This window comes from Paenibacillus nasutitermitis (genome assembly GCF_014641075.1).
Classification (GTDB): Bacteria; Bacillota; Bacilli; order Paenibacillales; family Paenibacillaceae; genus Paenibacillus_Z; species Paenibacillus_Z nasutitermitis.
In genome coordinates this window covers 2,168,437-2,192,681 of the sequence record NZ_BMHP01000001.1, presented here as the reverse complement: position 1 = coordinate 2,192,681, position 24,245 = coordinate 2,168,437, and the positions used below count along the sequence as shown (strand labels likewise).

At 45.5% G+C, this 24,245-nt stretch carries 21 protein-coding genes and 1 pseudogene; 5 read left to right on the top strand and 17 right to left on the bottom strand.

Going from position 1 to position 24,245, the window contains the following annotated elements; all coding sequences use genetic code 11:
* The first annotated feature begins 74 nt into the window (after positions 1–74).
* The gene (locus tag IEY46_RS09295) at positions 75–929 is read left to right on the top strand and encodes an alpha/beta fold hydrolase (RefSeq protein ID WP_188991240.1); all 855 of its coding nucleotides are present in this window, start codon (positions 75–77) and stop codon (positions 927–929) included.
* A 402-nt stretch (positions 930–1,331) separates the two neighbouring features.
* Here IEY46_RS09295 and IEY46_RS09290 read toward each other — a convergent pair whose 3' ends face one another.
* From IEY46_RS09290 to IEY46_RS09265, 6 genes are all read right to left on the bottom strand, one after another.
* Positions 1,332–1,736, bottom strand: coding sequence for a nuclear transport factor 2 family protein (locus IEY46_RS09290; RefSeq protein ID WP_188991237.1), 405 nt, complete (start codon positions 1,734–1,736; stop codon positions 1,332–1,334).
* Positions 1,737–2,364: 628 nt separating this feature from the next.
* The gene (locus IEY46_RS09285; RefSeq protein ID WP_188991236.1) at positions 2,365–2,928 is read right to left on the bottom strand and encodes a dihydrofolate reductase family protein; all 564 of its coding nucleotides are present in this window, start codon (positions 2,926–2,928) and stop codon (positions 2,365–2,367) included.
* A gap of 579 nt (positions 2,929–3,507) precedes the next feature.
* Positions 3,508–4,893, bottom strand: a complete 1,386-nt coding sequence (locus IEY46_RS09280; protein ID WP_188991234.1) for an MFS transporter — start codon at positions 4,891–4,893, stop codon at positions 3,508–3,510.
* A 95-nt stretch (positions 4,894–4,988) separates the two neighbouring features.
* Entirely contained in the window at positions 4,989–5,972 is a 984-nt protein-coding gene (locus tag IEY46_RS09275) for an AraC family transcriptional regulator (protein WP_188991232.1), read from the bottom strand.
* A gap of 124 nt (positions 5,973–6,096) precedes the next feature.
* Positions 6,097–6,522, bottom strand: a complete 426-nt coding sequence (locus IEY46_RS09270) for a nuclear transport factor 2 family protein (protein WP_229750167.1) — start codon at positions 6,520–6,522, stop codon at positions 6,097–6,099.
* A complete protein-coding gene (locus IEY46_RS09265) occupies positions 6,519–6,704 on the bottom strand; it encodes a hypothetical protein (protein ID WP_188991230.1) in 186 nt (61 codons plus the stop codon). The genes IEY46_RS09270 and IEY46_RS09265 overlap by 4 nt, the downstream gene beginning before the upstream one ends.
* Positions 6,705–6,780: 76 nt before the next feature.
* On the opposite strand from IEY46_RS09265, the gene IEY46_RS09260 reads away from it, so the two are divergent.
* Positions 6,781–7,731, top strand: a complete 951-nt coding sequence (locus tag IEY46_RS09260; RefSeq protein ID WP_188991228.1) for a helix-turn-helix transcriptional regulator — start codon at positions 6,781–6,783, stop codon at positions 7,729–7,731.
* 32 nt (positions 7,732–7,763) lie between these two features.
* On the opposite strand, the gene IEY46_RS09255 is transcribed toward IEY46_RS09260, so the two are convergent.
* Positions 7,764–8,195, bottom strand: a complete 432-nt coding sequence (locus tag IEY46_RS09255; protein WP_188991226.1) for a phosphoglycerate mutase family protein — start codon at positions 8,193–8,195, stop codon at positions 7,764–7,766.
* 164 nt (positions 8,196–8,359) lie between these two features.
* Here IEY46_RS09255 and IEY46_RS09250 point away from each other — a divergent pair, with 164 nt between their 5' ends.
* Entirely contained in the window at positions 8,360–8,542 is a 183-nt protein-coding gene (locus IEY46_RS09250; RefSeq protein ID WP_188991224.1) for a hypothetical protein, read from the top strand.
* Positions 8,543–8,864: 322 nt separating this feature from the next.
* On the opposite strand, the gene IEY46_RS09245 is transcribed toward IEY46_RS09250, so the two are convergent.
* From IEY46_RS09245 to zwf, 6 genes are all read right to left on the bottom strand, one after another.
* A complete protein-coding gene (locus tag IEY46_RS09245; protein WP_188991222.1) occupies positions 8,865–11,204 on the bottom strand; it encodes a right-handed parallel beta-helix repeat-containing protein in 2,340 nt (779 codons plus the stop codon).
* Positions 11,205–11,320: 116 nt separating this feature from the next.
* Complete coding sequence (locus tag IEY46_RS09240; protein WP_188991220.1) at positions 11,321–12,994, bottom strand: hypothetical protein; 1,674 nt, start codon at positions 12,992–12,994, stop codon at positions 11,321–11,323.
* A 413-nt stretch (positions 12,995–13,407) separates the two neighbouring features.
* Entirely contained in the window at positions 13,408–14,826 is a 1,419-nt protein-coding gene (gene gnd / locus IEY46_RS09235; protein WP_188991218.1) for an NADP-dependent phosphogluconate dehydrogenase, read from the bottom strand.
* A 36-nt stretch (positions 14,827–14,862) separates the two neighbouring features.
* Positions 14,863–15,528 (bottom strand): fructose-6-phosphate aldolase, encoded by a 666-nt coding sequence (gene fsa, locus IEY46_RS09230; RefSeq protein WP_188991216.1) that lies wholly within the window; start codon positions 15,526–15,528, stop codon positions 14,863–14,865.
* A gap of 120 nt (positions 15,529–15,648) precedes the next feature.
* Positions 15,649–17,640 (bottom strand): transketolase, encoded by a 1,992-nt coding sequence (tkt, locus tag IEY46_RS09225; RefSeq protein WP_188991214.1) that lies wholly within the window; start codon positions 17,638–17,640, stop codon positions 15,649–15,651.
* Positions 17,618–19,141 carry a glucose-6-phosphate dehydrogenase gene (zwf, locus tag IEY46_RS09220; RefSeq protein WP_188991212.1) on the bottom strand — a complete coding sequence of 508 codons (1,524 nt, stop codon included), beginning with the start codon at positions 19,139–19,141 and terminating at the stop codon, positions 17,618–17,620. The genes tkt and zwf overlap by 23 nt, the downstream gene beginning before the upstream one ends.
* Positions 19,142–19,266: 125 nt before the next feature.
* Between zwf and IEY46_RS09215 the strand changes: the two genes are divergently transcribed.
* Positions 19,267–20,142 carry a LysR family transcriptional regulator gene (locus IEY46_RS09215; RefSeq protein ID WP_188991210.1) on the top strand — a complete coding sequence of 292 codons (876 nt, stop codon included), beginning with the start codon at positions 19,267–19,269 and terminating at the stop codon, positions 20,140–20,142.
* Between the two features lie 445 nt (positions 20,143–20,587).
* On the opposite strand, the gene IEY46_RS09210 is transcribed toward IEY46_RS09215, so the two are convergent.
* From IEY46_RS09210 to IEY46_RS09190, 4 genes are all read right to left on the bottom strand, one after another.
* The gene (locus IEY46_RS09210; protein ID WP_188991208.1) at positions 20,588–21,385 is read right to left on the bottom strand and encodes an arsenite methyltransferase; all 798 of its coding nucleotides are present in this window, start codon (positions 21,383–21,385) and stop codon (positions 20,588–20,590) included.
* Between the two features lie 81 nt (positions 21,386–21,466).
* Positions 21,467–21,805: an ArsR/SmtB family transcription factor gene (locus tag IEY46_RS09205; RefSeq protein ID WP_188991206.1), complete on the bottom strand. Its 339-nt coding sequence runs from the start codon at positions 21,803–21,805 to the stop codon at positions 21,467–21,469.
* Positions 21,806–22,132: 327 nt separating this feature from the next.
* A complete protein-coding gene (locus IEY46_RS09195) occupies positions 22,133–23,194 on the bottom strand; it encodes an NAD(P)-binding domain-containing protein (protein WP_188991202.1) in 1,062 nt (353 codons plus the stop codon).
* A 73-nt stretch (positions 23,195–23,267) separates the two neighbouring features.
* Entirely contained in the window at positions 23,268–23,705 is a 438-nt protein-coding gene (locus IEY46_RS09190) for a MarR family winged helix-turn-helix transcriptional regulator (protein WP_188991200.1), read from the bottom strand.
* A gap of 195 nt (positions 23,706–23,900) precedes the next feature.
* On the opposite strand from IEY46_RS09190, the pseudogene IEY46_RS37015 reads away from it, so the two are divergent.
* A pseudogene (locus IEY46_RS37015) lies at positions 23,901–23,999 on the top strand (ArsR family transcriptional regulator); the annotation flags it as partial.
* Positions 24,000–24,245 lie beyond the last annotated feature (246 nt).

Here is a 24,245-nt window from a genome sequence, read left to right as displayed (position 1 = left end):
AAACATAATGATGTTGGTTAGAAATAAACCATATTTTGTCATCTTAATAAGAATATTCAGAAGGAGATGTAGAAATGAAGACTAGTTATCATCAGCAGAAAGTTGGAGATGTTGAAGTTTTTTATCGTGAAGCCGGACCTCAAGACGGTCAAGTTATTTTATTATTACACGGGTTTCCATCTTCAAGTCATATGTTTCGCGACCTAATTCCCAAACTAGCCGAACAATACCGTGTCATTGCCCCTGATCTCGCTGGATTCGGTCAGACAATAACTCCGCCACGCAGTCAATTTAACTACACATTTGACAGCCTGTTCCAGGTTATGGAAGGTTTTACTGAAGCATTAGGTCTCAAACAGTATGTGCTTTATGTGTTTGATTACGGTGCACCTGTTGGTTATCGTTTGGCAGTGGCTCACCCGCAAAGAGTTCAAGCAATTATTAGTCAGAATGGTAATGCTTATACGGAGGGATTTAGTGACGCATGGGGATCCTGGGAAACGTATTGGCACTCTCCGACACCTGAAAATCGTGAAGCATGCCGCGATTCCTTGACCCCCGAGACCATTCGCAACTTTCAGTATCTACATGGAGCTGATGCCAGCCTTGTTTCACCGGACGGGTATTCCTTGGATATTGCTTACATGTCGCGCCCGGAAGCTGAAGAAGTCCAACTGGATTTGATCCTTGATTATAGAACAAATGTGGATCGTTATCCTGACTTTCAGGCTTATTTCCGGGAGTATCAACCTAAACTTTTAGCCGTATGGGGAAAAAATGATCCTGCCTTCCTCCCTGCTGGAGCTGAAGCTTATAAGCGTGATATTCCATCTGCTGAAATCCATTTACTTGATACTGGGCATTTTGCTCTCGAAACACATGCTAAAGAGATCAGTGAGCTAATTCTACAATTCTTAAAAAAATGTTAAAAACAACCTAAAATTTCAATGAACCGATTGATCCAATGTTCTGTTCTTTATACCAGACCCCAGCCTAGTTTCCATTGATCCTTGCAAACCTATTTAATGATTTTCTAATAAAAACTTTAGTTATCTTCGACGCATCTGGTTTTAAAAAGGGATTCCAATCATTGACTTCTGGAGTCACGGGTTTAGTTTACTACTTCAAATTTCAGCTTAGAAAAGGATTTTTAGTCATCTTGTTTGTTCTGTCGGGAATGGGATCAAGGTCTTGTCATTTGGCATAGACAAGAACTTGATCCCATTCATGCAAAAAGCCGCGATTTTCGCGGCCTTTGCTTTTCTTCCATTTGTTTTTTTCAGGAATATACTACGCAGGTTGGAATCGGACATATTCTTGAAATCCGATTATTACGGGTTCTCGTAGTTTTTTAACGGCATACCTACATATTCTCGGAAGGAGGAGATCCGCTCTGCCTCGAACTTGAAGATGATTGCAAGCTCATTGCGAAAATGCTGTCCATTCAATAAACCTTCCGCGCAAAATACTACCATCCCGTTGTCCTCATTCTCAATCACGATGAGCGGAGTCAGCTGCATCTGAAATACGGAGCGCTCGAACCTGATCAATTCCTCGAATCGCTCCTTGCCTTGCTGCCTGTGATTCCACCCTTCTAGCGGGAGCGGAACGAAGAAATAAAAATCTTCCGTAACCTTATTAAGAAAATCTTCTGTATGCCCTGTTTCTAAAGCTTGCTTGAAAGCATCAAAGCCTTCGCTAGTTCGGGATGTAACGGAGCTTATGGATTGTTTCAAGGGAAATACCTCCTCATTATGGTTTATTGGTCGCTCAAAATATTGAGTTCTCTTTCTTCGTGAATCAGAGCGAAGATGAACAAGCAGACGGGGAGCCGAAGCTTTGGTTAGAATACTTATCCATCCACTAAATGATATGGTCGACATTCCAACGGATTGTATTGTTAAACCCTGTAGTTTGAACATCGAACAGTTCCTTTTTTCCTTCTTTGTTATGAGAACCGCTTGATCTGTTACCAGTATAGGTCTTAAGGAAATCCTCATCAATGCAGTGGGCGTTATCGGAACGTTAAGTATAAGTTAACGATTATTATTACAGGATAAGTGAAGAAGGAGTAACAATAATCATGTTACATGCATTCAGCCTCCAGTATTTTATGGCCATTTGATTAGGAGTTCTGTTGTTCGATCGTGTAGGGAAAACAATGAATGCAATTGTTTTGTCCCCTTATATTCATCGTTTCGTTTCCTTGTTTTTCTTGATCAACATGCCAGGAGTCAGCTTGTTTTGCGAAAAACACCTTTGAGTAAACTAAATATTTTTATTATTCTTTTAAAAGCACCTTGATAGAAGTCACTTAGATATTTTTGGACTAGGAGCCGTACGAATTTCACTCTAGCGTCGCGGTCAGACGATCACGCGGTAGTGAAGATGAACAACGCCGCTTCGGAAGCGGCGCTCACCGAGCAGCTCGAGCCGCATGCGGAGGTTGTCCGGCAATGCTCGCTTACCTCTACCCAAGACGATCGGATTAAGGATCAGATGACACTCGTCGATCAGTCCCGCGCTCATCGCCTGCCCAGCAAGCTCGGGTCCGCCAATCGTAATGTCGGCTCCTGAAGTCTCCTTCAGCCTCCGGATCGCATCAGGATCGAATTCGCGCTCGATCCTAGTCCTGGCGCTTGATACCGCCTGAAGCGTCTGGGAATACACGATCTTCTCAGCAGTTCGCCAGATCTGCGCGAATTCCCGCACTACCTCCGGTTGATCGCCGGGCTTGGCGCTCGCCGTCTCCCAGTACACCATCGACTCGTACATTCGACGCCCGTAGAGGTAGGTGCCAATCGGCCGCTCGAAGTCAGTCCAGAACGCAAACACCTCGTCATCGGAGATCGTCCACTCGATATTGCCGCGCTCGTCCTCCATGTAACCGTCCAAAGATATGTTGGCAGCATAGATTAGTTTAGCCATTTCAATAACTCCCTCCAAGTTCAGTTTCCAACGAGTTCAAGGCCTGCCCCTCTGAATTTGAGCAAAGAAGTAATTATTTGTATATTAACGCATATTGGAAGTGTTCCGCCCGTTATTCAGCTCCTCCGCGCTGCTGAGGTGAGCACGTCAATCCATGCAAGTTCTTGTCCTCAGACGGGAAACGATGCAAGTTCTTGCCCACAGACATTTAGTGGCATACATGTTATTTCCCATTTTTGAAGTAGCAAAATAATAAGTTGTGTAGTTGAACGATAGCTCGTACTTCAACCGATCGAAAATGTTCGACATTAGAAAGTTCAAAAATAGCTTTCAACAGCAAATATTTTAACATGCGAAAAAGGTATAGTCTCTTCAATTTTCTTGAAGTACTGTACCTTTTTCTAAAGGGCGGACTTTTTCAATGGCCTTGAGCATATCTCGAATATATCTACTTTTATGAAAAGCCGTAAAGGCTCGATTTTTCTGGAGATTATTGGAGAAGGTTAGATTTGGCCTGCTTTAACTCCCCAACGGTAAGTTTTTGCCGAACCGATCAAGCAGCTCCCCCCAAGTAGCACATCATCGTCCTTGCCTCTTGTGACCGAATGCCAACCGATATAGCAGCCAGGCTACGATAATCAGCACTATAAATCCAATTAACAAATTCCAGTAGGCTGTCGATGCTCCCAGTTCAAACATCGGAACAATGCTGTGGCCAAGCCAATCCTTGTTCAACACCTGGGCAATCGCAGCCGTTCCGAACGCTCCAGATATTTGAGCAATAAGCCCGAAGAGCCCCATTCCAACACCCATCAGCTCCAGTGGAATAACTTGGGCCAACTTGTCATAGAGACCGGTTTGGACGAATGCGAAACCTATATATAGGGGGATCAACATGAACGCGATGTACCAAATCCATTGTGTCATCATAAACATGACTCCGAGCAGGGCTGCTCCAACAAGCAATAGTCCGATATAAGCTACATAGTTGGCCCCCTTGCTCGCCGCCAACCGTCCGGCAATCGTTCCAAAGACGACCGCACTTATCGAACCCGGGAACAACATGAGGCCGATCCGATCTGTATTGAATCCATGTACTCCGCTTAAGAAAAGTGGAAGAACAAATGGCATTCCGGTCATTACAATGAACAAGATCGTTCCTGCCAGCAGTCCCGTGCGATAAGAACGGATTCTGAAAAGTTCAGGTTGTATGAAGGGTTCTGCAGCTGTGCGTATCCGCCATATAAAGGCGCCTAGTGCCGCTATTCCCAACAGCAGCAACAGCCATGACGGATCTGTGAACCAGAATACAAATGTGGTCACACTCACGCTAAGCATTAGAAGTCCCGGTATATCCAACCTTCCTTCTCGCTTTACCTCAATAGGAAACGTTCGGCGGAAGAACGGGATGGATAACAGCGGAATGAGCGAAAGAAGAAATAAAGCTGACCAATGAATATAGGCTGAGATGATGCCGCCTACAACGGGACCTATGCCGATGGCAAAAGATGAGGTCGAAGCCAGAATGCCAAACAACTTGCTCCGATCGGGCGGTGAAAAATATCTGGCTGTCACAATCATAATCAACGCCGGAATTGCCGAAGCTCCTACACCTTGTATAGCCCTTCCAATAATGACAGCTGCATACCACTGCTGCATAAGAAATCCAACCAAAGCGCCGAGAGCATAAATGACAAGCCCATTCGTAATTAACGCACGTACGCTGTACATATCGGCAAGCTTCCCGTATACGACTGTTCCGATACCGAAGGTAATAAAGAAGACTGTAATAATCCAACTGACTCCTGTAGGTGACAAGTCATATTGAACCGCTACCTTGGGCGTTGATATATTAAACACCGTTTCATTTAACACGCCGAAGAACATCACGAACAAAATCCATGGAACGGCTTTCTTCCCGTCAAGTTTATAAGCCGCTGCATCGTCAGCCATTATTTTATCCATCTTATCCCATCCTTGTCTACGCATATTCTACCTGTTGCTTTAGTATAGAATACGGATAAACATGGATGCTACCTCCTCACGGATAGCAGCAATGCTCAGCGGATATTATTTGCATAATGAAGGAATTCGCTTGGATTCATCCCGTAACGTTTACGAAATGCACTTGCAAAATAACTCGCATTGGTATAACCTACATGCGCCGCGGCCATACTTACACTCGTCATTCCATCTTGCAGCAGCAGTATTGCCTTCTCCATCCGTATATCTCGCAGATAACCAAATACTGTCGTACCGAATACTGCTTTGAAGTGATGCTTCAGCTTGAAATCATTCATCCCAATGATGCGGGACAGCTCCAGCAGTGAGGGCGGATTATCCATCTGATGCAGCAACACTTCTTTCGCATGCTGCAGCCTCTGGAATTCACTTTTGGTTATCGCAGCCGGCAGGTCAGGACGATTCGAATCAAATACGAAACACTGCAAAGCATAGGATATTATCTCCAGAGCTAGGCTCTCCAACGCGATATTACGGATATTTTGGGTATAGGGAATATTCATAATTTGAGTGGCCAACTGTAAGATCGGTGTATCAAGAATAGATTGCTGGAGCTGAAATAGCGGCCGACTGCCGATCAATTGTTTGAAATCCGTCGATTGAGATCCGTCTAACCCTGTAAGATAACGATTGAATGTAGCAGCCGAAATATGAATGCCTAACGTAATCATCGGCCGGTCTCCGGCAAAAAAATACTCTCCCTTTATGCCGTTCATAAGTCCAAGCGTTAACGTATTCGGACGAATTGTGCCATACACTCCTGCTGCCTGAACCGCACCCTCACCTTGAAAACATATCATCAACTCGACCATCGCTTCTTCAATAGCAAAGTTGACCTGCGTATCCTCAGCGAAGGTGCAGTTGGTTATCATGATCAGCATATCAGGCCTGGGAACCAATCGCATAACAAACCCATCACCCGCTGACCCCTTGCATCTCATCTGCTCCGTTTGATCCTTGGTCTGATAAGCAAATTTCATCTGTTCCAGGAACTGATTGATAGATGAATTGATTAGGTCCACCTTATCAACCTCCTTTCGATATCTATCCATCCTGCTCACACTTCTATAGAATACCCTACTACCGTATATTGAGCAAATTGGGATGAGGATAGAACATTACCGATGCTACTGACGGAATTTTTATCTAATTCTCGTAACTTTTTAGTGGCATACCAACAAATTCTTTGAATGATTTGATTTGATCGCCCTCAAATTCGAAAACTACCGTTAGTTCATTGCGATAAGGTTGTTTATTCAATGTCCCCTCGGCCTGAAAAACTACGACTCCAACATGGAGATCGTAAAGTACAATAAGGGGAGTAAGCTTTACGCGAAGCACTTCCCTTTCAAAGCTGACCAGTTCTTTAAACCTTTGCTTACCAACCTGTTTATCTTTCCAATCATCGTATGGTAAAGGGATCGAGAAATGAAATTCCTCTGCAGCAAGGGCGAGGAAATCAGTCGTGTCCCCATCTTCAAATGCTGAACGAAAAGCCTGAAAGGCTCGACTGCATGGCGAAGTTTTCACATCTCTTCCATTTGGCTGGCCTGTATAATTATCCTTCATCATTGGGGTAAACTCCTCTCTTGCTCAAAATTGATATGCGTAGTAATTTGGCGTTTTTTCTTTAAAATAATACGCCGGGTACTTTCATCTGAATCATTCCAAACCGCTACATACTTTTCAACGAACTTGTTTACCTCGATCACTTTTTGATTCCCTCCTGAAACGATAATCTTGTCTCCTGACAAAACAAGAATATCCTATAAACATGACAGGTACTTACATGTTTATGTGATATGATTAAAAAAAAAAGGATGCGGGCTTATGTATAAATCTCAACGATTATTGCGATTGATGATGATCATTAATGCAAAAAAATCATTTACCATTCCGGAGCTTGCGATGGATTTAGGTGTTTCACCACGAACGATTTCTAGGGATTTAACCGATCTGGGAGAACTAGGGGTACCCCTTTATTCCATTCAAGGCCGTGGTGGCGGTTACAGGCTTCTAAATGAGCGTATACTTCCGCCAATAGCGTTTACTGAAAGCGAGGCAATTGCGATTTTTTTCGCCGTCCAGTCTCTACGATACTTTGGTGCACTTCCGTTCGGTGATCAAGCGGAATCGGCACTAGATAAGTTCTATCACTATTTGCCGTCTGATGTGAGAGAACAAATTAACCGATTACAGGATAAAGTAGCCATTTGGTCCCCAAACCGGAGTATGTCGGTCACATGCCTCTCCGTTTTATTACAAGCAATCATGATAAAATCTGCCGTTACGATTGAGTACAATTCAAGCGGAAACGGACCGGATACCAGAAAAATTCAGCCCATTGGACTTTTTTCTGACCGTGGTTATTGGTACTGTCCGGCTTTTTGTTTTACGAGACAAGCGTACAGACTATTTCGAGCGGATCGAATTTTGACCGCTAGTCTGAATGATAACGTTTCTTGTCTTGAAGATGTAGATAGGAAGTCAGTGTTCAACTGGGATGCGGAGGAGTTAGAGCGTCAAGAAAAAACTTTATTTTGTGTTCACGTAACACAAGAAGGAATGAGAAAATTAGAGGAGAACGGAAGGTTGAGAGATTTCATCGAAAGTCAGGACGATGGAGGAGGAATTATTCGTATGCACATACCGGTTAACAAATTGGAGTTTTATACGGATATGATATGGGAGCTGGGACAAGAAGCAAAAATTGCAGAGCCGATGGAAGCCATAACGTATATAAAATGTAAGTTAGAAGGGATGAAAGAACTGTATCCTTAATGTTGCATGATATGGCCGGCTGCTGATACAGACTACAACTTCATTCGATATACCCCAGCCTCACCGAGAAAATCTTTTCTGGTCAATCCTTTTTCTCCAAGCAATATCCGATAATTCGTTATCGTACCATCATGTGAAATAATGAATATTTTTTTATAGCTTTCCCCGATCCAATCTATTAACCGCTTAGCAAATCCTTCAAAAATATCTTGTTCGATCCGATTAATCCCTTCTTTCCAGCAATCCAACTTGAAATCAAGAATTTCAGTATCTCCATACGTCTCAATTGTACGTTTAGTTGGACTTACAAGAACTAAATCGTCAGGATCCATTTTAATTTTATTTCGTAGCTGCGATACTTGAAATTTGCCGTACTCTGTAAGACTAGGATGCAGAGTATTCAACCGATTTGGATAATCGTTGAGATGTTCTCCATGGCCGTGCCGAATAAATATGAAATCCATTTTCAGCCCTCCTAACCTCAAATCGTATTAGGTATTCTATGATGAGCAATCCTGCTCTATCGTTTAACGAGGCAGCCTTTTCATACTGGAAGCCTCGTGATTCTATCACACTATTAATCTCTCATGCATAAACTGTGTATTATCGCTTAAGGAGGTGTAACAATATGTCTAAGTTTATAAGCTCCCTGGGTGGTGTCATTGGTGGTTTCAGCCTCATTTACGTCCCTATATCCGATTTGCTGCCAAGCCTGGAATCTCTGTTTGATGCGGTAGGCATCATAGTTGTGAGTGTATTCGCAGTCGCCTTAATCGTCAACGGAGTACGTTCCCTGTTTCACAGAGTGTAACGGCTTCATAAAGAACACAGTAAAGGTAACCTACTATTCGGGTGGCACTATTTATTTGTGCGGGCGTCGGTCTTCTGTCATTCCATCTAAGATACTGAACTCCTACAAGTCTAGTAGAGTTATTGAAATGAGCCCTAACTTGCTGAGCCTGTCCGCTTATTTCGGAAAAGCAGTTTGTTGCCGATCTAGCAAATCGGCATCGGCTGCTATTTCCCTTTTCTGGCGACCCATTCCCTACCAGTGAGGCCATTGGTTACATACATGATGACGAAGAAGTAGATGAGGATAATGTGAGAAACGTGTATGGAAGAAATCCTCCGATTCAGATTCTTGATGGCCTTACGCCCGGCAATTCGCTCCTAGCCTCGACTGTGAACTCGTCATCCCTATCGACTGTTCCGACGACTACGGAATTCTCTTCTTTGGGATTGAGCGAGAAGGGTACTTGGTAATGAGCCAACTGAACATTGCTGCTCGTATAAAGCTGGATCACGCCACTTACGGTCTGTTTGCTTTCATTACGAATCGTCAGAATAAGCGTCCTATCCCCCCTGTATGAATAGGTTAAGCTCGTTATGATCTTGGGCGGATTTACATCGCGATCCTCATCTATTAACCCGATCGTGCTTAATTCTCTGCGTTCGTACCCATAGTCGTAAGCTTCGGATCCTTGGCGGACTGCAATCTCGCCCAGTTCGGCATCCTCAAAGTCAGAAGGCTGGGCCGTGAAATTTTTCTCGAACAGCCATGAACCTTTTCCAGCCGACCATTCCATATGAATATCTTGCCTAGAATCAAGAATAACAGAGAGCTGTTCCTTAGATGGCTGTATCAGAGCGCCTCCATTATACATTCTCTTGTTATTTTCATCCCGCTTGTCATAGAAATAGCGAAACAGCGTTTTGGAGCAAAATACATTCTGAGAGATTTGTGCCGCGCCTGTCATCGGACGGTTCTCTTTAAACATCCGGTCGATCTCGGCTAGCTCGGGGTACCGTTCGATATACGGACTTTGACTTGCGTCAAGTGTAGGTTCGCTCGGGTCCTTGCGCCAAGATGACGCCCCTTCATAGAAGCTCTTCTTAAGCACCTCATAGGCCGGTCCCCAGAAATACTTCGTATGCGCAATGCGGCTATCCACCGTTATTGCTGGATAACATTTGACGAAAACATTATTCCTCACCACAAAATCCACGCCGCCGCCCATAAAGGCAGCACGGCCGACTTTGAGGAAGAAATTGTCCTCCATTACGGTTCCCGATATTCCGTCGTCATTGTAGATCCCCATAGTACCCAGGCCGACACCGCCCAGATGATGGATGAAGTTATGACATACGCGATTGCCTCTGGAACTTAGATCACGCCCGGAGTATATCGCCCCCGCGTCTCCTGTCTCCATACACACGCTGTAAATTTCATTGTGCTCGAGAACGATGTCATTGCCCCAGTACAGAATGCCAATATGCGGGAGGTCATGAATCAGGTTATGAGTCGCGTGAATACCGACACCTTTAATATTGATCGCCGTGTTGTAGCAACGGCTCCATTGCCCGATCCTATAGATATGATTATTCGTAATGGTAAATTCACTGGATGCAAGCGTTACGCGATCCCCGCCATACGCGTTGATTCCTCCGTCTCCGCAGTCATGGATCGTGCAATTGCGGATGGTATTTCGTACGCCGCCTTCCATATGAATCGCCGTATTCCCTATGTGGCGGAACAGACAACGGTCGATAACTACGTCAGACCCCTCATCCACTTGCAGTCCGTCACCGCGCGTGCATTCGAATGTCACACCAATAAGCGATACCCGCAAACAACCGGCAAGCTTGCAGATCGGGGATTCTAACATCGACAAGAGCAGCTCATTATCCGTATCCGACGCTTCGGAATCCGGGTAGAAATACAACTTATTGGTCTTCCGGTCAAGATAATAATCTCCGGGATAGCGAATTTCTTCGAGAATATTTAGAAAGTAGAAGCGCTGTCCGATACGAAACGGCGATACCGCGTAGGGCGGCTGCGTGAGAACATGCTTGCTGGTCAAATCAATAGATTGGACATGTTCATAGGACTGTGCCCAATCGAAGCTCCAGTAGCCATGCACCCAGAGATCGTCGTTGGCTGCCCATGCAGCGGGACGGTCATCATCGTAGTTAAAACCATGCTCCTGGATTCCCGCCATTTCTTCCAGCTCATTCATGCGTCCCTGAGCAAATCCGGTGATCTTCAAAAACTCGCCCCGCTTGGGATACTGTGAGAGGGACATCGGCTTGCCATTCCAGATCGGCTCGGCATGCGAAGGAGCCGTCTGGCGTCCGAAACCGCGCGACACGAGACCGCCCGTTTCTTCGATCTCTAGACTCGTTAAATCGCAGACCATTATTCGCCCTCTAACCTCGGGGTCCAACCGGGTCAATACTTCCGCTTCCTCTACCGGCTTCCATCCCATGAGCCGCTTGCCGCCAATGAGCCTTACACGCCCTTCCCCCCGCATAACCAGGTCTTGATAGGCTGCGTCAAGAACCAAAGTGCTGCTAAGAAAATAATCTCCTTCTGCGAGTACAATTTCAGTTAGACCTGTTATTCCGCGACACTCTGCCAATGCCGCAATCAATTCTTCTGTCGAGGATACCCGGTACACCTGATTTACAGTCATCTTCGTAGCTCCCTTTCAGAATAGGACTGCCAATATCCATTGAACCAATTCTCCGGGAGGATGGAGAAACCGGCGCTCTATGACAGCCCGATTCCGTTCATCTAGTCGATATGTCCTTACTGCCGCGCTTCATAACAGCGAATCGATAAGGTCTGTCTTAAGGGGGTGACGCTATTAATCGTCAACCGGATCACATCCGGATTCGGCTTTTCATTACGCATCACGACATCCCGATGTTTCTTCTCTCCAGGTCCGATCTCAATGCAATCCCCTTCATACTCGTAGACGGCATACCCTTTCGCGAGCTGTTGAATCCCAGGAATGTCCGTCGGCCGTATCCCATCCCCGTCGATCTTGCCCATCGGATCGAACTGGAACACATGCTGAAAGTAGATACCGGGCACGTTGTCGGAAATAAGCATGATATTCAAGCCGTTGTCCAGCAGTTCGAACTCCACCGCCGCCTGAAGCTTCGAGACGTGCGTCTTCGTACGCTCTAGATTAGGCATATCGACAAAAGACCCGTTCAAGCCTTGCACCTTCTCCGGCGGCAAGTAATCGAAATAACATCCTTCCAGCTCTATGTCCATGCGGTATCGAGAATCCCCAACCTGTTCGATCGAAGGGAAGGATACGTTTGCAATCCCGAACCAGCCGAGCCCGAGCTTATAACCCACCATCCGGGAATTGCCGAACTGGATATAGAGCAGTTCAGGCTGACCCGACATGACCGTCACGCTGAGCTTTCCACGACGATGCCGTACGAGCGGTGCGCCATATGGATGTCTTCTGATTTGATTTCCGTAAGGAACGTCGACTGGGACTCTCACCCGATGCCCTTCGCCAAGTAATACCGTATAGTTCTCGGACATGGGTTCGATCTGACCTTCCGGTAATGTCATTTTCTCTGGGTATAACATCCAATACATCAAGGCATTGGACCCGACCTGCGCCGTTTCCTCCGCTAGCGCGGCCATGGCGATTAGGACGGGATTGCGGTCCTTCGACGCCATAAGATGCAGGGATGTGTAATACCAATCATTCATTGTTGCGCGCTGACCCAGATCCTGGCGCCCGGAATATTCGGTCACAATATGGTTATCCGGATGGAACATGTATTGCATCATGAGTAAATTACGTCGAACTGCTTCGTACGATGGCATATGTTCAAACACATCAGCGACATCGATCAAGTGAATGGCAAGTGCAGAATTATACACTGCATTACTGCGTTCGGTCCATTCACCGTAATCCGTGATGTCCAGACCCTCGTCGAGGAACTGGAAGGCACGTTGTTTGAATGCTTCGTCGCCGAATATTTCATACATGTTGGCCAAGGCGCCGCACATCACCCATCGATGATTCGGTGTATGGATGCCACCGGTCAGCAAACAAGGCTTCGCCCGTTCCAGAAACAGCTTAATCCCCCCGATCACATTTGACAGCTCAGGGAAACCGCTTCGCTCCAATACATGGAGTGCGACCGCAGTGCCATGCACTTGAAAGGCTGTGTCGGGCGGCGAGTCAATGTTGCAATTCACCAACGAGATGCATCCGCTGTCTAATTGGTCATTCAGAAGGCATTCCACACCCTGTTCGATCCAAGGGAGCAGCGCTGCATCCCTGTAATAGTTGGATTCAGAATGGCAGTAGAGAGGTGACAAAAGGTTGATTAAGCCTCTTGTGACCAAGGCCTCCCTCTCCCATTCATTATCGGTCTGTTCAATTTTGTTCAAGAGCTGCTCCCAGTGTTCTTCCACCATACGGAGGATCCGCAAAGCCTCACTCATCCTCTTCATCTCCTATCCATTGGCGTACTTCCAGTGCGTTCCATGTTGATCGACGCCGTTCCTGGTTTCATTAAACCAAGGAATGAAAGCGTATTCCATTCTAATAATTGAACATAATATTAGAAATCTTGTCATTCCAAATTCAAGATGGAGGAGCCGCATGCCCTGACTCTCACGCCACCCATAAAGGCGGATGAAATGATCTGGAATCAAAATTAAGTAATGAGAATGGGACAATGTTCTTGACTTCCGACAGCGCTTGCGTGAATCGAATACCAAAGCAAAAAGGCCCTCATATAGAGAGCCCTGCCAAAGCCTTGCTTTTGCAGGGCTCTCCCACCAGGAGTGCTTTTTTATTTAATATTTTAATATGTCTTTCTCGTTGTTAGTTGAACATTCATCGTTATTTCTTACTATTCGTTATTCTCCATCCATTGGAAATGAAAGCTTCCCTCTTTATCAACGCGTTGGAATGTATGAGCGCCAAAATAATCCCTTTGCGCTTGCAGTAGATTAGCTGGCAGCTGCTCCGAGCGATAGCTGTCGTAATAAGCCAAAGCAGAGGAGAAAGCAGGAACCGGTATTCCTCTAGTGATGGCAATCGCGATTACCTTTCTCCATGCATCTTGATAGTTATCAACGATCTGGTCGAAATATTCGTCCAAGAACAAATTACTCAGAGCCGGATCCCGATCATAGGCATCCTTAATATTCTGCAGGAATCTTGCACGGATAATACATCCACCGCGGAATATCATCGCAATGCTGCCATAGTTCAAATCCCAGTTGTAGGCATCAGAAGCAGCTCTCATTTGGGCAAAGCCTTGTGCATAGGAAGCGATTTTACTCGTATACAACGCCTTACGTACAGCTTCGGTGAATTCCTTAGGATCGCCGTCATAGCTGGATATAGCAGGACCGTTAAGCTGTTTGCTTGCGGCTACGCGCTCTTCTTTCATTGCGGAGATAAAGCGTGCGAACACTGATTCCGTAATGATGGACAGTGGAACGCCCAAATCCAATGCGCTCTGGCTGGTCCATTTGCCAGTCCCTTTTTGCCCAGCTGAGTCCAGAATGACATCCACCATTGGTTTGCCTGTATCCGGATCAATTTTCTTGAAAATATCGGCTGTGATTTCGATCAAATAGCTATCCAGCTCGCCGTTGTTCCATTCTGTAAAAATGTCATGCAGCTGGCTGGTGTTCAGGCTCAATACATCCTTGAGTAGATGATAAGCTTCGCCGATAAGCTGCATATCCCCGTATTCGATACCGTTGTGTACCATTTTGACGTAATGGCCAGCGCCGTCTCCTCCAATATACGTCGAGCAAGGATCACCATTCACCTTGGCCGAGATAGCGGTCAGAATTGGTTCTACGAGATCATACGCGTCTTTTTGCCCACCTGGCATAATAGCAGGACCTTTCAATGCCCCCTCTTCGCCTCCGGAAACGCCTGCGCCGATGAAGTGAAAGCCTTGAGCCTGAAGATCTTTATTCCTGCGCTGCGTATCATGGAAATAGGCATTTCCGCCGTCGATCAGAATATCTCCTTGATCGAGATATGGGACCAGCTGATTAATGGTATCGTCCGTTGGTTGGCCTGCTTTGACCATGATGAGGATTTTACGCGGTGACTCCAGCGCTTGGACGAATTCTTCGACAGTGTACGTACCTAAGAAATCTTTGCCTTCTGCTTCTGCCAATAATTCCTTCGTTTTCTCTGCGGAGCGGTTGTACACCGCAACGGAGAACCCTTTGCTCTCAATATTGAAGGCCAGGTTTTTACCCATTACAGCCAAACCGACCACACCAATTTGTTGTTTCTTCACGGTTTCTACCTCCCTGTTCTTACTGTCTAACTACAATTATTGAACGGATTTTTTCCAATCGGCAGCGAATTTCTCCATACCTTGATCCGTTAGTGGATGCTTGGAAATTTGTTCAATTACGGAGAAAGGAACGGTTGCGATATGTGCGCCAGCCATAGCTACACGTGTCACATGATCCGGATGGCGGACAGAAGCTGCAATGATTTGCGCATCCAGATTATGTTTACGGAACAATTCAGCGATTTTGGTTACAAGTAGAACGCCATCCTCTGAGATATCATCCAAACGTCCAAGGAACGGGGATACATAAGTGGCACCTGCACGAGCAGCCAAGAGTGCTTGATTCACAGTGAAGATCAGGGTTACGTTCGTTTTTACCCCTTTTTTGGTCAGGTAACGACAGGCTTCCAGGCCTGCCAGCGTCATTGGAAGCTTTATGGTAATATTTTTATCATTGTTGTTGATTTTGATAAGTTCATTCGCTTGCGCAATCATATCTTCAGCTGTTAGAGCATCTGGCGTAACTTCGGCAGAAACAGATTCCACCTCTGTTACTTCACGTAAAATCTCAGCGATGCGATCCTCGAACTTCACGCCTTCTTTGGCTACTAAGGATGGGTTTGTCGTAACACCAGATAAAACGCCGATTTTGTATGCCTTCTTAATATCTACCAGGTTTGCAGTGTCGATAAAAAATTTCATATTTATTACCTCCGTTTTTTTATGGTTATCATTTAACAGGATTAAACATATACACATATCCGCGAAAGAAAGCTGCGTCTGAACAGTGTCACCAGTCACCTGTTCTCAATTGTTACGTTACTATAGTAATTGTTTTGTCAAACGGACCACATTATCCACAGTGAAGCCAAAGTGTTCCAAGACCTCAGGCCCTGGTCCGGAAGCGCCAAAGGTATCGATCGACAATACGCTGCCAGTTGGCCCTGTGTAACGCTCCCAACCAAGCGAGATACCTGCTTCAATAGCCAAACGCTTCGTCACAGAAGTAGGCAGTACGGACTGCTTATAAGCATCGGGTTGACGATCGAACAGCTCGCGGCTTGGCATCGCAACGATACGTACTGAGATATTCTCCTTCTCAAGCTCTGCTTTGGCTCCAACAGCTATAGAAACCTCGGAACCCGTCCCGATCAGGATCACATCCGGCTGATTGTTGGTTTCCGTAAGGACATAGGCTCCTTGGGCTACTGCATCAACATTGCCTTTAGTTGCTTCATAGATAGGCAGGTTCTGTCTGCTCAGCACCATCGCAACTGGACCTTCATTTTGCTGAAGGGCATAGGCCCATGCGCTAGCGGTTTCATTGGCATCGGTAGGACGAATGACTGTAAGTCCGGGAATTGTACGCAGCGCAGTCAACTGCTCAACTGGTTCATGTGTAGGACCATCCTCTCCAACTGCTACTGAATCATGAGTAAAGACATAGGTCACAGGCAGCTTCTGCAGAGCAGCCAATCGAATCGACGGACGCAGATAATCACTGAACACGAAGAATGTACTAACGAATGGTTTCACTCCACCGTGCAGCGCCATACCGTTGCCAGCTGCGCCCATAGCATGCTCTCGAACGCCGAAGTAAATATTACGTCCGGCATAGGATTCAACAGCAAATACTTGCTCTCCACTAATATCCGTCATCGTAGAATGTGACAAATCAGCGCTGCCGCCAAAAATCGAAGGAACTGATTTCACAAAATGATTGATCGCTTGACCGCTTGCTATACGAGTTGAAACGGTCTTGGACGTATCAAAGGTAAGGATATCGGCGGCATCGATTACGACGGAGCCTTCGATAACATGCTCAAGCTCTGCGCCAAGTGCAGGATGCTGTGCTTTATAGGTAGCGATCAATTCGTTCCAAGCCGCTTCTTTTGCTTCACCATTTTGCTTGAGCTGGGCAAAATGAGCTTTAACTTCCTCAGGAACCGTGAACTCATCCTCATACTTCCAGCCATAAGCTTTCTTCGTTGCTAGGGCTTCTTCTTTGCCAAGCGGAACGCCATGCGCCTTATTCGTTCCCGCTACTTTGCTTCCGAAACCAATAATCGTGCGGATTTCGATAATCGATGGCTGGGTATGATTTTGCTTGGCGGCTTCGATCGCTTTTGTAGTTTGCTCGATATCGTTACCATCCTCCACTCGCAAATAGTGCCAGTTAGCGGATTCTGCTCTCTTTTGGATATTCTCGCCAAAGGAAAGATTAAGCTCTCCATCCAAGGAGATATCGTTGGAATCGTACAAGACAACTAATTTGTCCAGCTTCATATGTCCTGCCATTGACATGGCCTCGTAAGAGATACCTTCCATCAAGCAGCCATCTCCAACAAGCGCATACGTATAATGATCCACCACTGGAAAGCCGCTTTGATTGAATTTCGAAGCCAGATGCGCTTCAGCCATCGCCATCCCAACCGCCATCGCTATTCCTTGCCCTAGAGGACCAGTGGTTGCATCTACGCCATCCGTGTGGCCAAATTCAGGATGGCCGGGCGTCTTGCTGTTCAGTTTGCGAAATTGCTTCAAATCATCTATCGAGACGTTATAGCCGGACAAGTGAAGAAGGCTGTAAAGCAAGGCCGAGCCGTGACCTGCGGATAATACAAAACGATCGCGGTTGAACCATTTTGCGTGTGCTGGATTGTGAATCATTAGTTTGCCCCAAAGTGCATACGCCATAGGCGCAGCTCCCATAGGAAGTCCTGGATGTCCGGAATTAGCGGCATTGATGGCATCAATCGACAAGGTGCGGATCGTATCGACTGCCAGTTGATCAATTGTTTGTGTGGTAGGCATAGTGTTCTCCTTCTTTGGTTTCGATTTGTTGTTCCGTCATCTCGTCAAACCACCAATGATAGCCGTCCTGAGCTAACAGCTCATCCGACTCTGTTGGACCATTGCTACCAGCTGCGTACAGATGAAGCGGCACTCGGTTCTCTTCGTATGCATCTAAGATGGGCTGAACCCATTGCCATGATAATTCAACTTCGTCCCAATGCGCGAAGAATGTAGAATCTCCGTGCAAAGCATCGCTGATCAAATTCTCGTAAGCCTCGGGCACGTTGTCTCCACTCTCGTGGAAATCGATATGCATGGGCTTGAACTCCCCTTTGTTCTGAGGATTCCTTGTATTTAATTGCAGCGATATCACTTCATTGGGACTGATTTCAATGACGAGAAGATTAGGCTTCTTCGTATCATCGTTTGCCTTGGACTGCTTCAAAGGCTCTTTGAACTCGATCACAATTCGTGTCGATTTGTCCTTCATTCTTTTGCCTGTGCGGATGTAAAAAGGAACGCCGCGCCATGAATAGTCATCGATTTGCAGTTTCACTGCGATAAAGGTGTCGTTACTAGAATCTGCAGGAATGTTTGGTTCGGAAGTGTATCCGAACACCGGTTTGCTTTGAATCGTTCCTGCTCCATATTGTCCGCGAACAACATGAGAGCCAATATCCTCTTTTTGCAGCAGCTCCAGTGCCTCCATCACCAGTTTCTTTTTGAAACGGACATTCTCTGACGTGCTGTTGTTCGGGAGGTGAATCGTCAGCATCATAAGCAATTGCAGCATATGGTTCTGGAACATGTCTCTTACAGCCCCAACATGATCGTAATAGCCTGCTCTCTCTTCAACGCCGACGATTTCATTCGCTGTTATTTGAACGTTAGCAATGTAACGGTTATCCCATAAGGCCTGGAGGACCGGATTGCTCTGCTGCAGCATCTCAAGCTTCTGTACCATCGGCTTGCCGAGATAATGATCGATTCTAAAAATCTCATCCTCGGTAAAGGATTTGCTCAGATTATTATTCAGCTCTCGAGCAGATTGCAAATCATGGCCAAATGGCTTCTCGATCACGAGTCGCTTCCAGCCACTCGCAGAACCAAGTCCGCTTTCCTGGATGCTCGCTGCAATGGTTTCAAAAAACTCAGGGCCTACGGACAGATAAAACATACGATTCGGCGCCATACGAAGCTCTTCTTCCTGCTGCTCAACGAGCTGCAGCAGCTTCTGATAATCTTCTTTATGGCTAACATCTAGAACGCTATATCGGAAAGTTTGCAAAAACTTGTTCAACAAAACAGGATCTTTCACTTCTCTCCTGGAAAACTTACGAAGAGATTGCTCTACACTCGTTTGAAAGGCTTCATCAGATAGTTCCCTTCTTCCAAGGCCAAAAACACGGAAGGCTTCAGGAAGCTTCTGATCAACGAATAAATTATACAAAGCAGGGTAAATTTTTCTCTTGGCTAAATCCCCTGTCGCTCCAAACAAGACAAACGTGGTAGACTCCATGTGTTTCTTCTCCTTCCAGCAGAGCTAAATTACTTGCTCTGGTTTCTATTTCTTAAATCCACTATAATACGAATATCACCTATACAAGTAATTAGTATATTTCACAGGAGCTATAGACCACGTCTATGATCAATCATGAGCTATATAAGGTTTTTTATTGGGCCGCCAAGACGGGAAGCTTATCTAAGGCCGCCAAATCGTTGTTTATCACACAGCCAAGCGTCAGCCACGCCATCAAGCAGCTGGAAGACAGCTTTGGCGTCATTTTGTTTTACCGCAATTCCAAAGGCGTTAACCTGACGCAGGAAGGCGTCATTCTCTATTCCTATATCGAGAAGTCTCAGATCCTGATCACGCTCGCAGAAGAAAAGATGGCTGCACTCAAAAATCTGGACAGCGGGGAGCTTAGAATCGGCGGCAGCGATTCGTTGTTCAAGCACTACTTGCTCCCTTATTTGGAGACCTATCATCAGAAGCATCCAGGCATTAAATTGCATCTGAATCATGGGACGACCCCGGAGACCATCGCCTTCTTGAAAGAAGGTAAAATTGATTTGGGTGTCGTTCGTATGCCTATTGTCGATTCACAGCTCGAGGTGCTGAAGGGAATTGAGCTTCAGGATTGCTTTGTAGCGGGGGTTCATTATGCCGAGCTTAAGGACAGAGTGCTCTCACTGGAGCTGCTGCTTCAGTACCCTATTGTCTTATTCTCACGTAATAGCCGGGTTCGGATGGCGATCACAGAGCTATTCGAAAGTTACGGCTATCAGATTAAACCGGAGATTGAGGTGGGAAGTGTTGATCTTCTCATCGAATTCGCAAGGAAAGGACTAGGGATCTCTTATATAACAAAAGAATTCATATCCAAGGAGTTGGAAGAAGGCTCCCTCTTCGAAATTCAATTAGACATCAAGATGCCGCCTTCCCAAGTTGGATTTATGATCATGCGGAACATGCCGTTATCTAATGCGGCGAACAAATTTCTTGATCTTGTGAAATAGTTCAAAAATGTAAATGCTGCAATTAATACAAAAAGAAGCATCCTTATTAGGTTCGGAAGCCTGATTGGGATGCCTTTTTCAGTATTGCTTTTTCCTTTTTTCTCTTCGACGCATTTCCGAGCGCACGATCATAAAAAAACAGTAATATCCGAGCTTCGGCTCTCCCGCTTGGTTAGATTGCACGGCAGCAAGTTTAAATCCTGGAGCATACGAGATATTTCTACCTGATATGCGGCTTACGTTCGGATTGGACTCCAACAATCTGATCTCTGCTTCTGTAAATCCTGTTCTGATTTTTCTCAAGATGTTCATTCCCCGTATTTTCTCGATAGTATGATTAAAACACAAAAACCCGCAAGAGGTCACTTTTTTTAAGTGTCCATCTTACGGGTTACAGTTCAGTTTTAGGTCTGGTAGCGGCTTTTTTATAGGATGGCAGTTTTCTTTACTTTTTGGCTTTAATAATAGCCGATTGAATATAGGCATCCATATCCGCACCTGGTATCCAATCTTTGATGAATTCCCGGGAATCATCTTTTGGTTCAACAACGATATCGATAAAACCACTAGCTTGCAGCATAGCTTTTACCTCATCGACTGAAGAAGCCCCAGATATACAGCTTGCTAAGGAGTCCATATCTTCTTTGATCTCCGTTGGCAACTCCGCTGTTGTGACAATATCCGAAATTGCAAGCCTTCCGCCTGATTTCAACACTCGAAATGCCTCATTAAACACCTGCTGCTTATCAGGAGACAAATTGATTACACAATTTGAAATGATGACGTCAATGGATGAATCGACAATAGGCAAATGTTCAATTTCACCAAGCCGAAACTCAACGTTCGAGTACCCATTCTTTAAAGCGTTTTGGCGAGCTTTGCTGACCATCTCAGGCGTCATATCAATTCCGTAGACTTTACCAGCCTCTTCTACTTGTTTCGAAGCAAGGAAGCAATCAAACCCTGCGCCACTACCCAGGTCAAGCACTGTCTCCCCTGACTGAAGCGAAGCAATGGCTTGTGGATTCCCGCAACCGAGTCCCAGGTTTGCACCTTGTGGAACCGCCGAAAGCTCTTCGATTGAATAGCCCAGCTTTGAGGATACTTCGTCGGCAGTGCCGCAGCAGCTTAAAGTCGATGTAGCCGGCGAGCAGCAGCTAGTGTTGGCGTTGTCCTGAATCGCTATTTCTTTATAGCGATTGCGCACGTGCTGACGTACTTGATCATTTTGAACGTGACTCATGCAAAATCTCTCCCTTGTTAAATCAATATATTTTGATTTATTGGATAAATGAAACCCACAATGTGGGCTTATAAACAACAATTACTCGGGAATGTCATCGGTTTTCCGGAAGATGCAGCACAATTCGGGAGAAAGTAGTTGGTTTACCTCAGAATGGTTTAATTCGTAATAGCTCCAAGTGCCTTTCGTCTCGCGTTTAATGAGCTTGGCATCAAGCAGAATCTTTAAATGGTAAGACAACTTGGATTGAGGCATATCCACGATATCCGTCAAATCGCAAACGCAAACGCTGCCTTTCTGGGTCAACTCATACATGATCAGCAGCCGCTTTTGATCGGATAAGGCTTTGAACCTTGCTTCATAGGAAGCGAAATCAATGGCTTCTTCGGGCAAAAGGTTGACCGGAAATTCTTTAATCATCGAAATCGCCTCCGTTAACAGCATGCTGGACAGCAGGCTAATGCCGGCTGTTTAAAGACAGGTTCTTTATACACAACTTGCTTTTTGTTGTTCAATTTCTCCCATTTCCAGGCTTGCCTAGCTTTTTGCTCCAAGTCTGCTTGTTGAAATTTCATTAACTTTTCGACCACATAATAATTAATCACTGGGGGCAATACCACCTTAATCAAAAATTCTTGATGAAGTGAGTCTACCATGGAGAAAAAGGGAAATCAAGGATTAATCAATTAAAAACTGATTTATAAGTATTACCGTTTTACAGCTCTAATCCTTTATGCCTCATTCGTCTTAGAATTTTTGAATATGCCGCAATAGCTTGCGTATCACGTATCTTGCGTCACCACCTACGCCGCGTATGGTTGCCGAAGCAAAAGATTGTTGCCCATATAATCCTACATAATATAAGCCTGGCTCTGATATGCTCACCCCTGCTTGATGAAGAGGCCTGCCCTCCTGATCTAATGCCTTGAGTGCATTTAAGTGCTCCAGGCCGGGCCGGTACCCTGTCGCCCAAATGACGGAATCTACTCTTTCTGATACTCCATCTGGCCAAACCACGCCATCTTTCGAAAATGCAGTAAACATCTGCTGCTGGTACGGTTTACCCGACTCCAAGCGCTCCCGATAGCGGTCTAAATCGATAACGGAACCTGGATTTGGAGCAGAAAGCCCTACTCGCCAAAATGGAAACGTATCAAATCCGGTCCGGCGTAACCAGTAGTGCGCATCCTTGCCTAAAAGAAGCTGCTTAACGAACTGAACGGGGCTTTGAACGGCTAAACTTGTGTTGCAGTTTTCAGCCAACTCCACGGCAATCTGAACCGCGGAATTACCGCGACCAACGACAACCACGCGCTGACCTTCAAAGGCTTCCGGGCTTCGGTACGCGGAAGAATGAAGCGTCCTTCCTTCGTAGAGCTCTTGTCCCGGGATAACCGGAGTATACGGGTTGCGGAAGTTCCCGGATGCATTAATCACCGCTTTGGATCGAAATACTTTGCCTTCTGCCGTATAGACGGAGAAATACCCGTCTTCTTTCAAAACCTTGGCAACCCGCTGATTTGTCTCCACCGGTAGCTTGAAGTTTTCTTTGTAGTGCTTAAAGTACTGGATGACTTCATCTCTCAGTGGATAACGATCCGATTGCCCAGGGAACTTCATTCCTGGAAGTGAAGATAACTCAGCCGGGGAGAATAGCTTGAGACTTTCGTAATAATGCGGCCAAGACCCCACTGCCAGCGGTTGCGATTCCAAAATGATGAAGCGAATGCCTCTTCTCTGCAAATGATATCCAGATGCAAGTCCAGCTTGCCCCCCGCCAATAACAATAACATCAAATTGATCTATCATGCATATCACCCCTTCAATAAATAGTTGAAAATTTCAAGTATTGGAGAAAGAGAAGCATTCGCTCTCTCCTGAACTATCTGCAACAAACAGGAACCTTTTTCATCGAATCGTTAAGAATTCTCAATCCTTGAATAACGTTCTCCTTATCCTTGTCAGATATACCTTCAAATATTTGAGTCAAGTACCCGTTTACTTGCTGATCGATTACAGTAGCAACGAATTTTCCCTCTGTCGTCAAATAAAGTATCGACACCCTCTTATCTGTTTCAGAGGGTTTCTTGGCTACTAAGTTTTTGCGAACCAAGGTTTGGATCTGATGGCTAAATGCCGTAATATCCAATCCGAGTGAGTGAGCAATTTGCTGCATGGATGGTTGATGCTGCCGATCGATTTCATACAGGATCTGGCTTTGAATCAACGAAACGTCTTGCCCGCCAACCGTACAACAATTCTTATTTAACATCCCAAATTGTTTATAGATCTGCTGAAACAACAACCTTACATCTTCCACAGGATCACCTCTACTATTGTTATACTGTTATTAGTTGAAAAATTCAAGTAATTTATTTAAACCAATATATTAGTTATACGTTGTGAAGTCATTCAAGAACGCTGCCCAATCGTGCCTTTTGGTATTCGAAACGAACTATGGAATATTCAAGATCCACTTACATTTCTATTTCTATAAATTAAAAGCAGCTAAGCGGCACAATCCAACGTCAGTCAGCACTTGAAAAAAATATTATCCGGCGGACTTATCAATGAGTCTCGCCGGAGCCAATGGATTTATTATTCGTTAAATGTGATGCTTTAAAGTCACAATCGCAGCACGTTCTATTTTCACTATAAGGATAAAAATGAACTGCTTGAGGAGCTGTTCCGAGATGCCTTCGAAGGCTTCGCCCCACAGACATAGTCGCGCAGGTCGATGAATTTTGGTGCGTTTGAGCCCTCCCGTTACCCGTTAGACTGACTCCTGCGACCACGGTGCACCAACTGAATATCGCTTCCTTCCGGTTAGTTAAAAAGTGGAGCAGTTGCCACGGCATGC

Bases quoted from the DNA above. Each gene is read 5' to 3' on its own strand.
- zwf (WP_188991212.1), bottom strand. From the start codon at position 19,141: ATGGAGTCTACCACGTTTGTCTTGTTTGGAGCGACAGGGGATTTAGCC.
- IEY46_RS09280 (WP_188991234.1), bottom strand. From the start codon at position 4,893: ATGGATAAAATAATGGCTGACGATGCAGCGGCTTATAAACTTGACGGG.
- IEY46_RS09270 (WP_229750167.1), bottom strand. From the start codon at position 6,522: ATGATGAAGGATAATTATACAGGCCAGCCAAATGGAAGAGATGTGAAA.
- fsa (WP_188991216.1), bottom strand. From the start codon at position 15,528: ATGAAATTTTTTATCGACACTGCAAACCTGGTAGATATTAAGAAGGCA.
- IEY46_RS09240 (WP_188991220.1), bottom strand. From the start codon at position 12,994: ATGAGTGAGGCTTTGCGGATCCTCCGTATGGTGGAAGAACACTGGGAG.
- IEY46_RS09195 (WP_188991202.1), bottom strand. From the start codon at position 23,194: ATGATAGATCAATTTGATGTTATTGTTATTGGCGGGGGGCAAGCTGGA.
- IEY46_RS09245 (WP_188991222.1), bottom strand. From the start codon at position 11,204: ATGACTGTAAATCAGGTGTACCGGGTATCCTCGACAGAAGAATTGATT.
- IEY46_RS09215 (WP_188991210.1), top strand. From the start codon at position 19,267: ATGATCAATCATGAGCTATATAAGGTTTTTTATTGGGCCGCCAAGACG.
- IEY46_RS09285 (WP_188991236.1), bottom strand. From the start codon at position 2,928: ATGGCTAAACTAATCTATGCTGCCAACATATCTTTGGACGGTTACATG.
- tkt (WP_188991214.1), bottom strand. From the start codon at position 17,640: ATGCCTACCACACAAACAATTGATCAACTGGCAGTCGATACGATCCGC.
- IEY46_RS09260 (WP_188991228.1), top strand. From the start codon at position 6,781: ATGTATAAATCTCAACGATTATTGCGATTGATGATGATCATTAATGCA.
- IEY46_RS09255 (WP_188991226.1), bottom strand. From the start codon at position 8,195: ATGGATTTCATATTTATTCGGCACGGCCATGGAGAACATCTCAACGAT.
- IEY46_RS09210 (WP_188991208.1), bottom strand. From the start codon at position 21,385: ATGAGTCACGTTCAAAATGATCAAGTACGTCAGCACGTGCGCAATCGC.
- IEY46_RS09250 (WP_188991224.1), top strand. From the start codon at position 8,360: ATGTCTAAGTTTATAAGCTCCCTGGGTGGTGTCATTGGTGGTTTCAGC.
- IEY46_RS09295 (WP_188991240.1), top strand. From the start codon at position 75: ATGAAGACTAGTTATCATCAGCAGAAAGTTGGAGATGTTGAAGTTTTT.
- IEY46_RS09205 (WP_188991206.1), bottom strand. From the start codon at position 21,805: ATGATTAAAGAATTTCCGGTCAACCTTTTGCCCGAAGAAGCCATTGAT.